Here is a 15,898-nt window from a genome sequence, read left to right on the forward strand (position 1 = left end):
TCTAGTAATTGCTTGTACGCTTCAAATGGCTAATAGAATTCTATTTAACCATAAAACTAATTTTAACATTAATTTTCATGGTTGAGTAGTCCATTAAAGCGTTTTTTTATCAGGAAGGACGCGCTGTTTCTGGGATTACGGTTTCGGGGTCGCTTTTGGCGTCGGCTTAGGCGACTGCTTGCTCCCATCCTTGTTAGGATCGGGCGTTGGACTTGCTGCTGCGTTGCTTCCAGCCTTTGGCCCCGTCGTATTATTCGTATCATTCTTCGAGTCTTCATTAGGCTCGAAAGGAGCATGATATTCTACTTCTAGCATTTTGATAATGCCGCTAGTAATATGATCCTCTTGTAAGCTTGCTATATAAGCAGGCAGATTGTCAATTTTCTCAGGTAAGTAAGCTATCGTCGTGTACACTTCAAATTGGGATCTCGTGTACAGCTTGATTTTGTCGGGATACGGCTCCGACGGGTCCGGTTTGATTTCAGAAATATCCGAAAGCGCACTCTCTGGAATTTCACCAAGCACTTTACAAAGTGCTGCTTTATTCGGATCACCGTCTGTCCAACCTGTCAAAATGGGCATATCCAGCGGAACACTGCTATCAGCAGGCAATTCGACGACAGCGCCATCAGCAAGCACAGCTTGCTTTTTGCCATCTGCGCCAATCTGGAAAGCAACTTTTGGATATTCCTGCACGGTAATGTGAACTTTACCTGGAAAATGCTTCTTCACCGTAGCTGTCTTAATCATGGGTAGAGATGAAATACGCTGTGTTACCGACTGGGAGCTGAAAGCAAAGAATCGGTCCCCAACGGCAACTTGGCTGGCTTGTCCAATAGCCTCTGAGGTCATGAGCTCATTTCCTTCAACTTCAATGACACTTACACGGCTTAGAGAAGACTGAAAAAACAAAATGACTAAAATGATGATGAAAAAAATAAATAAGAAAATGAGCAGTTTTCTATTGGTACGGGCTCGTGGCTTTGGAACGGGCGGCAGAGCGGGCACATTGCGGTCGTCAGACAAGATGGGCACCACCTAATAGTTTCGAATGAAGGTTAAAATTTACAATCTTGTATGTAACCAGTCGAATGAAACCGTGAATCCCCGCCTGTATCCAGGAAGGGATGCGCGGAAATCATTCAATTGTTCGCTTACTCACTTGGAACAGGAGATTGTCGATGCACGGAAGCACCCAATCTTGAAAGCATATGTTCAATTCTATCATAGCCTCTATCAATATGATGAATTTGCTCAACGATCGTTGTACCATGCGCAGCCAGACCGGCGATAACAAGTGCTGCGCCAGCACGCAAATCCGTCGCCTCCACTGTCGCTCCATATAACCTAGGAACGCCTCGAATAAAGGCTGAACTCATATCCACACGGATATCTGCCCCCATACGGGACAATTCATCTACGTGCTTGAATCTGCCTTCGAAAATCGTTTCTTTCATTACGCTCATCCCGTCTGCTAATGATAGCAGCACCATGACCTGTGATTGCAGGTCGGTTGGAAAGGATGGATGCGGCGAAGTCACGATACGTTCGACGGCCTTCGGTCTAGTCGGACAGCTTACATGTATTATATCACCGTCAGAGATGATTTGAACACCTGCGCGCTTAAGGACATGGATCACAGAGGTTAAATGAGCAGGGTTAACCTTCTCTAAGGTAATGCTCCCTTTCGTTGCAGCAGCAGCCACCATAAAGGTTCCGGCCACAATACGGTCAGGGATGATGCGATAGGTGCATGGTGACAGAGTTTCCACACCACGAATGGTGATGGTATCTGTTCCTGCTCCAATAATGTCGGCGCCCATGGCGTTCAGAAAGTTCTGCAAATCCTGAATCTCCGGTTCGCGGGCCGCATTATAAATCGTTGTGATGCCTTCCGCTTTCACAGCAGCCATCATGATATTTTCCGTAGCTCCGACGCTCGGAAAATCAAGAACGATTTCACTGCCATGAAGTGATTCGGCTGTGCAAACAATTTTGTTTGCGAATTCTTCGATGTTGGCTCCTAAAGCCTGCAGCCCTTTCAGGTGCAAATCGATTTTGCGTTCGCCGATTGCGCAGCCTCCGGGTTGATACACGGTGACACTGCCAAATCTAGCGAGCAGCGGTCCCATTAGAAAGATGGAAGAACGCATCTGCCCCATCAATTCTTCTGGAATATGTGAGGAATTAGCTGTGGATGTTGTAATGGATACCGTATCCCCTTGCTGTTCGGCACGGCAGCCTAGCGCACGTAGAATGCGCAGCATGGTGTCGATATCGAGCAAATTAGGAACATTATGCAGAGTATGAGTGCCGCTAGCCAGGATGCATGCTGCTAAGATTGGTAATGCGGCGTTTTTAGCGCCGTGTATCTGGATGGCTCCCGTGAGAGGTCTTCCACCTTCGATAACGAGCTTCTCCAAAGTTCCACCTCCGATTTACCTCTCACCCATCACCAAAACTTCCGGTACTAGCGATATCCCGTACTGTTTCTGTACGATCTGCTGTACTTCTGCGATGAGAGTGAGAACGTCCTCGGCTTTAGCATCTCCGGTGTTCACAATGAAATTGGCGTGCAGCGTGGAGATTTCTGCTCCACCGACACGTTTGCCTTTCAGGCCAGCCTCTTCGATGAGCTTTGCGGCGAATCCCCCAGCGGGGTTGCGGAATACACTTCCAGCACAAGCTAATTGAAGCGGTTGTGTGCGAAGACGCCGATCTCGGTAAGCCGCCATGGCTCCCGCGATTTCTTTGCGTTCTCCAACCTGTAATTCAAAGACAGCTTCTGTGACTATGCCGGGTAGAGTGTGCAGTATAGAATGCCGATAGGCATATTGCAGCTCCTCTGCCTGCATCGTGACCAATTCCCCTGTGTCCAGGATGACTTCAGCCTGCTTGAGTATGCGTGACACATCGGACCCGTGAGCCCCTGCATTCATGTAGACGGCGCCTCCCACAGAACCGGGAATGCCCGAAGCAAACTCCAGTCCGGTTAAACCTTCCTTGGCCGCTAGCACAGACAATTTAATGAACGAATAGGAACCGCCCGCATAAACTGTTGCACCATCAAAGCGCAAAGTTTCCAGCGCAGAGCCAAGTTTGATAACTACCCCTCTAATTCCTTTGTCACTGACAAGTAAGTTAGAACCTCGACCGATAATCGTCCATGGTACTCCACGTTGATGCAGGAAACGGATGACTGCTGCAACCTGCTCCTTCGTGTTTGGGAGGATAAGGCAATCGGCCGGACCACCGATTTTCCAAGTCGTATAAGGGGCTAGTCGCTCATTCGTTCGAATCTCGCCAATATTTGCTGCCTTTAAGTCGGATATTAACTGCTGCATGGGAAAACCTCCTTCACAGAACATAGGGCGAAATTATCGAATCATTTAAGCTCCATAATTTCAATAATACGGACCAAGTCGAAGATGGCCGGGCTTCAAACTTTGGCGCCATATCAAGCCTTAGGTGTCTGTCACGGTTATAGTATAGTTTATGTAAAATCGGATAGAGTGTGACAATCGCCTATTCGCTTTCGAAAAACTAACGCGATAAGCTATAGGATTCAATCAATTTAACGATCGCAGCAACAGCATCGCTGTCGTTACGGGATTGCATAGCTGCCTTATAAGATTCTCTGTTTGCGTAAAGAGCCTCAAGGCGGGTTTGTAGCGATTCTGAGGTAAGTTCATCTTCCTGCATAACATCCGCGTAGCCGGCTTTCTGAAACGACTTTGCGTTCAGAATCTGATCACCACGGCTCGCTTGCAAAGATAGCGGAATAAGCAGCATAGGTTTTTCCAACACCAAAAACTCATAGATAGATGTAGCGCCTGCCCGGGAAATCACAAGATCTGTGATTGCTAATACATCCGGAAGTTCCTCATTCAAATACTCGAACTGTTTATATCCGCGCGTCCCAGCAAACTCTGTCGCAATGTTGCCCTTCCCGCACAAATGAACAATTTGAAATTGCTCCAGCAAACGAGGCAGGTTTCCTCTGACTGCTTGGTTGATCACCTGCGAGCCCAGACTTCCTCCCATGATCAAAATAACGGGTTTCTGCTTATGAAAATCGCAAAGCTGGTAGCCTTGGGTGGCTTTCCCGCTCCGTATATGTTCGCGAATGGGTAAACCGGTAAGAACTGCTTTTTCTTTGTTGACGTGCTGCAAAGACTCTGGAAAGGTTACACAGACCTTCGTTGCCAAAGGAATCGATATTTTGTTAGCCAGTCCTGGGGTCATATCGGATTCATGGATAATGACTGGTACCTTATTCATACGGCTGCCCAAAACGACCGGTACGGAAACGAACCCGCCCTTCGAAAAGACGATGGCGGGCTTCAGGCGACGGAGCAATCTATAAGATTCATACACACCTTTCATCACTCTAAAAGGGTCTTTGAAATTTTTCAGATCAAAATATCGACGCAATTTCCCCGATGATATCGGATAAAAAGGAACACCTTCGCGCTCGATGATGTCTTTCTCGATGCCTGTTGCCGAGCCTATGTATTTAATTTCCCAACCTAACTCTTTCAGCTTATGCATCAGAGCAATGTTAGGCGTAACATGTCCTGCGGAGCCTCCTCCGGTAAAGACAATTGTTTTCATTCCCTTGTCACCTCGAATAACGGGATATATTGAGCAGGATGCCGACAGATGTCAGCATAAGCGTCAATGACGAACCACCTGCACTTATGAACGGTAAGGTAATACCAGTAACTGGAAACATACCAATCACTACACCAATATTAATAATAACCTGAACAGCAATCATGCCGATAATGCCAACCGCAATTAAACTTGCAAACGTATCAGGCGCTGTAATAGCTGCCCGCATTCCGCGCCATACTAGTATGGTAAATAATAAAAGCACCAAAGTGCCGCCAATAAAACCAAGTTCTTCTGCGATGATGGAGAAAATAAAGTCGGTTTGCGGCTCAGGTAAATAACTGTACTTCTGACGGCTCATCCCAAGTCCTAAACCTACTAAGCCACCTGGACCAATCGCATAGAGTGATTGAATAGATTGATAACCTGCACCAAGCGGATCCTGCCAAGGATCTAGAAAAGCAGTAATCCGTTTCAACCGATACGGAGCAGCAATGATGAGTCCAATAAAACCAGCAATCCCTATCATACCTAGATATGAAAGATGAAGCAATTTTGCGCCTGAGATAAAAATGATAAGCAGAGAGGCTCCGACCAGAACAGCACCGGTTCCAAGATCAGGCTGCAGCATAATCAAACCGAAGGCTAACCCCATAATTCCTAGCGGGGGCAGCAAACCTTTGGTAAATTGGGTGATTTTGGATTGATTCTCGGACAACAATTTGGATAAGTACAGAATCATCCCCATCTTCATAAACTCCGACGGCTGTATACCGAAGGCGCCAATCCCCAACCAGCTTCTAGCTCCGCCGCGCACAACCCCGATACCGGGAATTAGCACAATAATAAGCATGAAGAAACAAACGAATAGTGTAATTCGTGCGACCTTTTTCCAAACGAGATAATCTACATTCATGGTAAAAAACATCGCAACAATCCCTAAAACAGCAAAAATCAACTGTCTTTTCAGGTAATACAGGGAATCACCGAATTCCCGAAAGGCAAGTACACTGCTCGCACTGTAAACCATAATAATGCCAATTGTCAAAAGCAGCAAGGTTGGAATAATAATCCAAATATCAGGAGCAGACCGTGATTTACCCATAACAGACACCTCTTTATGTGTTCTGGGCCACATCCATAGGATGAATAGCCGAGCAGGAGACAACCGTCACCTGCCAGCAAACACATGTGGATAAGCCCTATTTAAAGGTTATGCACGGACTCCCTAAACATGCGTCCCCTGTCCTCAAAGGAGGGGAACATATCCCAACTTGCACAAGCTGGTGAAAGCAGGACGATATCTCCCGCTTCACACATCTGCCAAGCAAGCTGAACGGCTTGCGAAACTGCATCCGCTGCATCCTTAGCAGTATCGACGGTTTGAATGCGGCTAATCCCTGCCAGCTCAGCAATATGAGCAATTTTCTCTTTTGTTTGTCCTATTGCGACAATCCCCTTAATACGCTCACGGAAGATAGGCAGCAGCTCCATGTAATCTGAGCCTCGATCCAAGCCTCCCGCAATTAGAACAATCTTCTGGTCGAATACTTCAATCGATTTAATCGTTGCCGTAGCGTTCGTTGCTTTGGAGTTATTGAAGAAAGTGACACCATTCAGCTCTCTTACGAGCTCCAGGCGGTGTTCTACGCCTTTGAAGTTTCTAAGCACATCTGCGATGATGTGAGGCTGAACGCCAACTGTGAGGGCTGCTGCGGCTGCCGCCAAAGCGTTCTCGATGTTAAAGCTGCCTGGGATCCCTATGTCACGTGCTGACATTAACGAAATAATTTCACCTTGACCATTCGCATAGACCAGACTATCTGACGGCTCATCATGATAAACACCGTAAGACAATGTTTCTAACCTAGAGAATGGAAAAAGCTTCGCTTTTAGCGTAGGAATAAGCGATTGGCATACCGGATCATCCCAATTTAAGATAGCCGTATCTTCCTCTGTTTGATTTTCAAACAACTTCGCTTTGGAGTCAATATAGTCATCCATCGAACCATGGTAGTCCAGATGAGTTTCATACAAATTTAATAACAGCCCAATTTTCGGACGGAACGAGGTCGTTCCTTTCAGTTGAAAAGAGCTAAGCTCTACAACCATCCAATTATCAGCCGTAACTTCTGGCGCTGCTTCTGTAAGAGCACGCCCGATATTTCCCGCCACTACAGGCGACAAACCTGCTGAATCCAGCATTAATCCAATCAATGTCGTCGTTGTTGTCTTGCCATTTGATCCTGTAATCCCGATAATCGGCGCTTCACAGAACTGATAGGCAACCTCAACTTCTGTAACGACTTCGATACCAAGCTCCAATGCTTTGCGGATCGGGTCTACTGAATACGGTATGCCAGGGTTTTTTACAACGAGCGCAACGCCCTCATGCACCAGGGACTCCGGATGAAACCCGCATACAACAGAAATACCCAGAGCCTCCAATTCGTCGGCTTCAGGGCATGCGCTCCGTTCTTTTTTGTCATTGACGGTGACCAGGGCTCCTTTTTGATGAAAAAGCTTAGCCGCAGCGACACCGCTGCGAGCCAAGCCCAAAACAACCACTTCAAGTCCACGATATTCCCGCGGATGCATCATGTTCTACAACACCTCATTCATATATAATCCGAGTGCAGCAAGTACAAGACCTACAACCCAGAATGTGATAACGACACGCCATTCCGACCATCCGACTAATTCAAAGTGATGATGGATCGGACTCATTTTGAAAACACGCTTACCTCTCGTCTTGAAAGAAACGACTTGAATAACGACAGATAAAATCTCAACCAGGAACACTCCGCCGACGACCGCCAGCAGCAGCTCCGCTTTGGTAAGAATCGCAACAGCGACTAAGCCGCCACCGATGCCAAGCGAGCCTGTATCTCCCATAAACACTTTCGCCGGATGGGCATTGAAGACGAGAAAACCAAGCACCGCACCAACCATTGCCGCTGAGAAAATCGCTGCCTCCGGTTGCGTGTTGTTCATCGCAATCACCGTATACGCGCCAAAAGCAATTGCACTTGTACCTGCAAGCAAACCATCCAGCCCATCGGTAAAATTCACCGCGTTAGATGCGCCCAGCATGAGAATCGCCATCAGAGGGAAATACAACCAACCAGGATTGAAATGGAACTCCACAAAAGGGATATATAAGTCCGTGCTATGTCCTTCCCTCACAAGCAGGTAGCAAACAATAGCCGAGATCAGCAGCTGCCCGAACAGCTTTTGTTTCGCTGTAAGTCCAAGCGAGCGTTTGAAAATAATTTTGATGTAATCGTCTAGAAAACCAACGAGGCCGTAGCCCAGTGAGGCAATTAGCAAGATTAGAAGATCTGTATTCTTATCAGCAAAACGAAGGCTTGCCAAAGCCAGGGCAATCAGAATGATAATGCCGCCCATGGTTGGTGTCCCTTGTTTTTTCAAGTGTCCCTGTGGGCCATCCTCACGGATTTGTTGGCCAAATTTCATACGCCGCAAAATCGGAATACAAAGCGGCCCCATAATAAGCGCAAGCACAAATGCGACGCCCATCGTTAATAAAATTGCGTTTTCCACGTTGGTTCCCCCTGCTCGCTTCCGTTATCCGAAAACGATCTACTGTTTCATAATAGTAAAGCATTCACTACTTGCTCAAGACGCATGCCGCGCGAGCCCTTCACAAGCACAATATCCTCCGGCTGTGCTATAGCTACCAGTTCGCTCGCGAGCAAATCTTTGTCCTCGAAGGCACGCACGCGATCCTTCGGAAGGCGCACCGCCGCTTCCTCTGCGATGAAGCGGCCCAAACGGCCGAACGTGAAGACGTAGTCTACACGTTCCGGAGATACCATCGCGCCAATTTCGCGATGGAACTGCTCTTCGTGCTCGCCAAGCTCCAGCATGTCGCCGAGCACGAGGAACTTCCGACCGAAGCCGCTGAGCTGCTCGGTCAGTGTAATAGCCGCCCGCATGGAGGCCGGGCTGGCATTGTACGCATCGTTCAGCACGGTCAGCCCTGAGGCTGCCGTCAGTTTCTCGATGCGCATGCTTGTCATCTCCAGCGAGCGGAGCCCCGCTGCAATGGCTTCCGGCTGAACGCCGAAGGCTTCGCCGATCGCGACGGCCGCTAACGCGTTGATGACGTTATGCGTGCCGAGCAAAGGAATGTACAATTCCGGATAACCCGGTGAATTGAGCTGAAAGTAAGCGCCGTCTGCATCCATGCGGATCGCAGTCGGGTGTTTCGCATTATCCTCGCTGTGTCCGAAGCGGAGGCGGCGAAGCCCCTCCGGCAAGCTGCGTTCCGCGAGGGCCATCTCAATTAATGGCTCGTCACCGTTGTACACAAGCAGGCTGCCGCTTGGCATGCCGCTTACAATCTCGACTTTTGCCCGGGCAATTTCTTCCCTTGACCCCAGCTGAAGCATGTGGGACTCGCCAATCATCGTGATGATCGAGGCATCCGGCTCGGCCAAATCGCTTAGCAGCTCGATCTCGCCTCGGCCGCTCATCCCCATTTCCACAACGGCAAATTCCGTCGTCTCTTCGAGCTGTAGCAGCGTAACAGGCAGTCCGATATGATTATTTAAATTCCCTTTGGTTTTATGCACCTTATACGTACTACCCAAAACCGCTGCGACCAAATCTTTGGTCGTTGTTTTGCCGTTGCTGCCCGTTATGCCTATGATGCGTACAGGTAATTGCTTCCTATAAGCCTTGGCTAATTGCTGCAAAGCAGTCAGCGTATCTGCCACGGGGACATAGGGAACACCATCAGGTGCTTCACCACGATCCTCCTGCCATAAAACAGCCGCTGCCCCTTTATGATAAGCTTCCTCTGCGTAAGCATGCCCGTCAAACTTTTCACCAATCAGCGGGACGAATAGACTGCCTGCCGGAATTGAGCGGGTATCGGTTGAGACGCCTGCAATGCTCAAGGCCTCTTCTGTCCCTCGAACCTCACTCCCCAACATTTGTGCAACTTGTTCTAATGTACGCTGGATCATCGTATTCTCCCCTTTATCGCAGCCTTAGCCACCAAACGGTCATCGAAATCATGCTTGACCCCCATGATATCCTGATACGTTTCGTGGCCTTTTCCCGCTATCAATATTACATCTTTGGGGCCTGCCCCATCAATAGCCTTTTGTATCGCTTTTTTGCGATCTGGAATCAATTCATATTTATTTTCGGAATAATTGACCTCTACCAGACCGGGAACAATGTCTTGAAGAATTGCCTCCGGGCTCTCCGTACGAGGATTATCAGAGGTCACATACAAATAATCACTATAGGTTGCCGTAACCTTCCCCATCATAGGTCGCTTCGTCCTGTCACGATCTCCTCCACAACCAAATACAGTAATGACTTTACCCTCAGCAAATTCACGAACCGTAGACAGTGCGTTCTCAAGACCATCCGGCGTATGGGCATAGTCAACTAGAACCAAATAATCCTGGCCCTCATCGACAACTTCCATCCGTCCATCAACGACAGCAATACTTTCTAAGCTCTCCCGAATTGCCTCAAGAGGAATACCTTCCGCCAATGCGGCGGCGATTGAACCAAGTGCGTTGTATACATTAAATTTGCCAACCAATTTCATTTGGAAGAACGTTTCTCCAGCAAAAGAGACTAATTTGAAGCCTGTGCCCTTTGCCGTAATGCGAATGTCAGTCGCCAGAACATCACAGGGCTGCTCAATCCCATATGTAATTACCTGAGCCGAAGTAAGTCTTTCGAACGTTGCCGATGCGGCGTCATCCGCATTCAGGATCGCATATTGACGATCCTTGGAATTGCCTGAAAAGCCATTGCCCAATCTGGAGAACAAAAGTCCTTTGGCCGCTGCATAAGCTTCCATGGTTTTATGGTAATCCAAATGATCCTGGGACAGGTTCGTGAAAATGCCTGAGTGGAAGTGAATCCCCTTCACACGGCCAAGTTCTAAAGCATGGCTCGAAACCTCCATGATGCAATAATCCGTCCCTACCTCGCACATGCTGCGGAAACTGCGCTGAAGGTCAACGGATTCTTGTGTTGTCCGCTCCATCTCAAAGTACGTTTCACCGATTTTCATTTGAATCGTGCCCATTAGGCCCGTCTTAAAGCCCTGATCGCGCAATATTTTTTCTAGCAAATAGGTTGAAGTCGTTTTCCCATTGGTCCCTGTAATTCCGATTAACTTCAACTCTTTACTCGGATATCCGTAGAAATGAGCAGACAGTGCAGCCATCGCATATCTGGCATCTTTCACCACCAATTGTGGAACTGGCAAATCCAGCACTCTTTCGGTAACAAGCGCAGAAGCCCCAAGCGCAATGGCTTTTGGGGCGTAATCATGGCCGTCAACCGTTAGTCCAGGGATGCACAAAAACAAATCGCCTGGTTTTATTTTACGAGAGTCTGCTTCAATCCCCGTAATCTCCGTATCCGCATTTCCATGTATGTGGGTAATGAGCAGTGCGGAAGCAAGCTCCTGCAGTTTCATGAGCAACCCTCTCCTTAACATTTTTCCTATCTATTATGGACAATTTTATGCATGTGGAAAAGCTAAACATGTCTTACTTGCAAATCTTTTTTTGAATGGAAGGGTAAATCCCTATTGGGGCGGCTCATTGTTCGATAGAAAAATTCGAATCGTAGAACCTTGATCCACCCGTGTGCCTGCTTTCGGCGCTTGACTGATCACATATTTGCCATTGCCGGACTTCGCCAGCTTAAAATTCATGTTCAGATCTTCTAATATATCATCAACTGACGCTCCAACCAAGTCCGGCACCTCAACTACTGGCGTTTCCCCATATCGGTACTCTTTATCGAGCTGCTGCTTATTCGGCTCTACCTTCATATAGCGCAAAGCGTCAGCCATCATGTTCTTAACTAAAGGCGCTGCGATCAAGCCGCCGAATTGAATCCCTTTGGGGTCATCCACAGCCGCATAAATAACAATTTTGGGGTTATCCGCCGGTGCAAATCCGATGAAGGACACAATATGCTCATCGGGTGAGTAGCGACCGTTGATAACCTTCTGAGCGGTCCCTGTTTTGCCTCCGACCCGATAGCCGTCGATAAAGGCATTGCGCCCTGTACCTAGCGCGACTACGCTTTCGAGCGCTTCTCGCACTTGTTTCGAGGTTCCCTCGGATATCACATTGCGCACAAGCTCTGGTTCAGTGACATCAACGACTTCTCCCGTGTCCGGGTTTGAGAAGGATTTGGCCACATAAGGTTTAAACAGTTTACCACCGTTAATCGCCGCAGATACAGCTGTAATTTGTTGAATCGGCGTTACGGAAACCCCTTGACCGAACGCGGTTGTCGCAAGTTCCACAGGCCCAACCTGAGAAGGTTTGAACATAATCCCATTCTCTTCACCGCCGAGATCAATGCCTGTCTTTTTCCCAAAGCCAAATTTGGAAATATAGTCAAACAGCTTTTCTTTGCCGAGACGCTGCCCCATAACAACAAAGCCAGGGTTACAAGAGTTTTGAACGACCTGAAGCATTGTTTCACTGCCATGACCGCCTCGTTTCCAACAGCGCAGCCTTGCTCCTCCAACCTCGATAAAACCAGGATCATAGAAAGGTTCGTTCTTTAGATCCACTTTCTTTTCTTCCAAAGCCGCAGCAAGCGTAATGATTTTAAATGTCGAACCCGGCTCGTACGTTTTCCAGATCGGCAAGTTCCGATTGTACGTCTCTGCCGGGAAATTTTTATAATTGCCTGGCTCATAGGTCGGTCTGCTGCCCATGGCCAATATTTCACCGTTATTCGGGTCCATCATAATCGCGACGACATTTTGCGCTTGATACTGTACCATCGCTTGATCCAATTCTCTTTCCATCACAGACTGCAAATGACTATCGATGGTCAGCTTTACGTTGAGCCCATCTTTCGGACTCGTATACTTATCCGTTGTCCCTGCTAGAGGCCTGCCTGCTGCATCCGTCATGTAAGAAATGTTGCCGGGGATGCCCGTCAATTCCTTATCGTATTTCGCTTCTATCCCTGTAAGACCTTTATCTATGCCAGCAAAGCCCAGGATGTGTGCCGCCAAGCTGCTGAAAGGATAATATCGTTTATTATCCTCAGCGACTACAACCCCAGGAAGGTGCAGATTGCGGACTTCCTGCGCTTTCTCAATCGTTATTTTACGTCCGGATGGCTTGATGTCGACTTGGGAAGTTTTTTTCGTAATTTGCTTATAGATATCATCCGCATTTCCTTGAAGCACTTCCGCCAGTTTAGCCGCCGTACTTTGAGGATCTTGAATTTGTACAGGTATCGCTACGATCGTAGGCGTGCTCATACTATAAGTCAAAGTGATCCCATTGCGATCCTGAATTTCTCCTCTTTTCGGCGCAAACTCAATCTGTCTCCTCCAGCTATCCTCCGCTTTATTCGCCAAGTCTTGTCCAATCCATAGCTGGACGTAGGCCAAGCGGAGAATAAGAGCAGTGAAAATGATCGTGCCAATGATGAGCGCAGTAAACAATCTGCGGCGAACAGTAACGTTAGAAGCACGCATGAACGTTCAATCTCCCTTCCCAAATAAGTCAGTCTCATTCCTAACATGACTATTCGGGACAAACAGGGGTTAGAACAAGCCTATCGCTTTCAGGCTACTTTGTACTTGCCACTGCTGATTTATCGCTTAATGGTTTAAGCTGCAGCGTTGCACTGCGCCCTTCACCCTCTCCTGCACTCGTTTGTTCCGAGACATAACCTTCACCTGAAGTTTGGCAGTCCACTTTAAAGAATGAACAGGCTTCTACAGCATCGCGCAAAGATCGACCTACTAAGCTAGGGAGGGGCATTTCACTAACGTTTTGCATAGCCACATATATTCGTTGCGTTGATAAAATTTCAGTTCCCGGTTTGGGGAATTGATCGACAACTTTGTCTCCCTTACCGAAAACCTCCAAAGATAAACTGCTCTCCTTCGCCGCTGCTTTTGCATTTGCAGATGTCATATCCATGAAATTAGGCACTTTTAGCTTGTTCGCTTCTTTGGCAACCATTTGCGTTTGTTTGCTCGACTTAACTCCCATATATTGCAGAGATTCACCAACAATATCTTTAAAGGCTGGTGCTAGAACTTGTCCGCCCAAATGGTAATTACCGCCAAGTTCTGGCTGATCTGCGATCAAAGTGACGAGGATTTTGGGATTTTCAACGGGTGCATAACCTATAAAAGAGATCACCCACTGATTGGTCGAATACGTCTTTTCTCCAGGAAGTACCAAGTTCGCTGTACCTGTTTTGCCGGCTACGCGATAACCTTCCATGAAGGCCAACTTACCTGTTCCAATATCTTGGTCGGAAACGACTTGCTCCAAGTAGCCGCTAACCGTAGCAGCTGTCTTCTCACTTACGACTTGACGCACGACTTGCGGTGCAAAGGATTGAATCGTTTTCCCTGTTTTGGGGTCTACGATGTCTTTCACAATATGCGGCCACATTAGCTTGCCGCCGTTCGCCATAGCCGCATAGGCGGCAGTTTGTTGAATCGCCGTAACGACGACTTTCCCTTGCCCATACGTGGCTGTTGCAAATTCAGAAGGATATTTCATATCGATGAGGCCCGATACTTCATTCGGCATATCGATATTCGTTTTTTTATCAAATCCGAATTTCTCAATATAACTTTGCAGTTTAGGTTGCGTAAGTTTCTCTATACCTAGTTTCACGAAAGCTACGTTACTAGAACGCTTAAGTCCATCGAGATAAGAAATTTTGCCCCAACCAACACGGTTGTGGTCATGGAGCTCTCTATCCTGCACGCGAATCATACCTGATTGGTACATCTCATTGGGATTGAATAACCCCTCTTCTACCGTACCGGCTAAAGTGACAATTTTGAATGTCGAGCCCGGCTCATAACGGGAAGCAACGGCATTATTTTTAAAATCACTTTGATCGTCAATCGTCCAGTACTTATTCGGATTAAAAGTTGGTGTATTCGCCATACCCAATATTTCCATCGTTTGTGGATCGACCGCAATAGCCGTTAAGCTTTTGGGATGCCACTGATCATTTACTTTGGCCAGCGCGCTCTCCAAGTAGAATTGAATGTTCTTATCAATAGTGAGGCGCACATTATTGCCGTCTTCCGCCGGTTTAAAATCAACTTTTGCATCCGGCAATTCCACGCCTTTGCCGTCTTTTTCATAGCTTAAATTGCCTGGAACACCCTTAAGCGTATCATCTAACTTCAGTTCTAAACCAAGTGCAGCTTTACCTTCTTTGTTCGTATATCCAAGAATATGTGAAGCTAGCGTTTCGCCTGGATAATACCGTTTCTTTTCTTCGAGAATACCGATTCCGATGTTCGCTTTCGCCGTTTTATTCAAACGTGTTTGCATCGTTGTAATGAAATCACGAACTTGATCCGCTTTTTCCTTGTCAATTTTCCAACCTTCGTTGCGAATTTCGACATTGACTGCGAAATCACTGCCATCCGGTTTCTTTCTCGTGGCAAGCTCCCGGATCTTATTTTCAAGCGTCGCCTTGGTTATATCAGACTCTTTCAAAATATCGGCCAAACCTCTGGCAATATCATCCGATGCATGCAGGCTATCAATCATTTTGGGATTAAGTGTAACCGTGTAGGCAGTTCCTTCTTCAGCAAGCACCTTATCATTCCGATCCAGGATGGTTCCCCGAACAGGCGCAATAATTTTGTCTGTCTCCCACTTTTGTTCGGCTTGTTCTAGCAACCAAGAGGCATCTACGACTTGAATCCAATAGACTTTAGCAATAAGGACAACAAAAAGAAGGGTGAAGAACCCTCCAATGAGTAAAGAACGCAGCTTAATTTTTTTTGTCATATCGATACCTACCCGTTACGGTTTAGAAACAGCTTTAGTATTTTTACTGCTGCTTGTGCTTGTGCTTGTCTTCGGTTTGGCCGGAGTCACTAAGCTTACTTTCTTGTCATCATCTAAATTAAACCCGAGGCGAACGGCTTCCTCTTTCATACGATCAGGGCTTTGCAGCTTCTCTACTTCCTGTTTCAAAGCGCTGTTCTGAGCTTGAATCTCGCGAATTTCCCCTTGCATTTTCAATATGCTTGCATTCATTTGATAGATGGACGCGTACCGCCAAATGATCACTCCTGCGACAAGGACACAGAGGAGAACCGTGAACAGATACAACATTTTTTCTTGGGTCGGTAGAGATTTATTACGATAAACAACCTTCGTTGTCTCCTTAATCTTAACCTTAGCTGCTGGAACAGTTCGTTTCTGGTCAAGAGCTAAATTCCCCTGGATGTAAGATGGCATATCAACTT

At 47.3% G+C, this 15,898-nt stretch carries 12 protein-coding genes; all 12 read right to left on the reverse strand.

The annotated features are described in order from the left end of the window. Nucleotides 1-135: 135 nt before the first annotated feature. On the reverse strand, nt 136-1,026 hold the full coding sequence (locus tag AC58VC_RS10550) for a cell division protein FtsQ/DivIB (protein WP_497368718.1): 891 nt from the start codon (nt 1,024-1,026) through the stop codon (nt 136-138). A gap of 128 nt (nt 1,027-1,154) precedes the next feature. Continuing rightward, complete coding sequence (gene murA, locus AC58VC_RS10555; protein WP_497368719.1) at nt 1,155-2,423, reverse strand: UDP-N-acetylglucosamine 1-carboxyvinyltransferase; 1,269 nt, start codon at nt 2,421-2,423, stop codon at nt 1,155-1,157. 15 nt (nt 2,424-2,438) lie between these two features. After that, nucleotides 2,439-3,344 carry a UDP-N-acetylmuramate dehydrogenase gene (gene murB / locus AC58VC_RS10560; protein ID WP_497368720.1) on the reverse strand — a complete coding sequence of 302 codons (906 nt, stop codon included), beginning with the start codon at nt 3,342-3,344 and terminating at the stop codon, nt 2,439-2,441. Between the two features lie 199 nt (nt 3,345-3,543). Beyond that, nucleotides 3,544-4,614 (reverse strand): undecaprenyldiphospho-muramoylpentapeptide beta-N-acetylglucosaminyltransferase, encoded by a 1,071-nt coding sequence (gene murG, locus AC58VC_RS10565; protein WP_497368721.1) that lies wholly within the window; start codon nt 4,612-4,614, stop codon nt 3,544-3,546. A gap of 7 nt (nt 4,615-4,621) precedes the next feature. Next, nucleotides 4,622-5,719, reverse strand: coding sequence for a stage V sporulation protein E (gene spoVE / locus AC58VC_RS10570; RefSeq protein ID WP_497368722.1), 1,098 nt, complete (start codon nt 5,717-5,719; stop codon nt 4,622-4,624). Between the two features lie 101 nt (nt 5,720-5,820). Further along, a complete protein-coding gene (gene murD, locus AC58VC_RS10575; protein ID WP_497368723.1) occupies nt 5,821-7,215 on the reverse strand; it encodes a UDP-N-acetylmuramoyl-L-alanine--D-glutamate ligase in 1,395 nt (464 codons plus the stop codon). A gap of 3 nt (nt 7,216-7,218) precedes the next feature. Beyond that, nucleotides 7,219-8,154, reverse strand: coding sequence for a phospho-N-acetylmuramoyl-pentapeptide-transferase (gene mraY / locus AC58VC_RS10580; protein ID WP_161406453.1), 936 nt, complete (start codon nt 8,152-8,154; stop codon nt 7,219-7,221). 71 nt (nt 8,155-8,225) lie between these two features. Beyond that, nucleotides 8,226-9,608, reverse strand: coding sequence for a UDP-N-acetylmuramoyl-tripeptide--D-alanyl-D-alanine ligase (locus AC58VC_RS10585; RefSeq protein ID WP_497368724.1), 1,383 nt, complete (start codon nt 9,606-9,608; stop codon nt 8,226-8,228). Further along, nucleotides 9,605-11,092, reverse strand: coding sequence for a UDP-N-acetylmuramoyl-L-alanyl-D-glutamate--2,6-diaminopimelate ligase (locus AC58VC_RS10590; protein ID WP_497368725.1), 1,488 nt, complete (start codon nt 11,090-11,092; stop codon nt 9,605-9,607). Before AC58VC_RS10590 ends, AC58VC_RS10585 begins: the two co-directional genes overlap by 4 nt. Before the next feature lie 111 nt (nt 11,093-11,203). Continuing rightward, entirely contained in the window at nt 11,204-13,132 is a 1,929-nt protein-coding gene (locus AC58VC_RS10595; RefSeq protein ID WP_497368726.1) for a stage V sporulation protein D, read from the reverse strand. Nucleotides 13,133-13,226: 94 nt separating this feature from the next. Further along, the gene (locus AC58VC_RS10600; RefSeq protein WP_497368727.1) at nt 13,227-15,434 is read right to left on the reverse strand and encodes a penicillin-binding transpeptidase domain-containing protein; all 2,208 of its coding nucleotides are present in this window, start codon (nt 15,432-15,434) and stop codon (nt 13,227-13,229) included. A gap of 15 nt (nt 15,435-15,449) precedes the next feature. Beyond that, on the reverse strand, nt 15,450-15,890 hold the full coding sequence (ftsL2, locus tag AC58VC_RS10605) for a cell division protein FtsL (protein ID WP_497368728.1): 441 nt from the start codon (nt 15,888-15,890) through the stop codon (nt 15,450-15,452). Nucleotides 15,891-15,898 lie beyond the last annotated feature (8 nt).

This window comes from Paenibacillus sp. J22R67 (assembly GCF_059692175.1).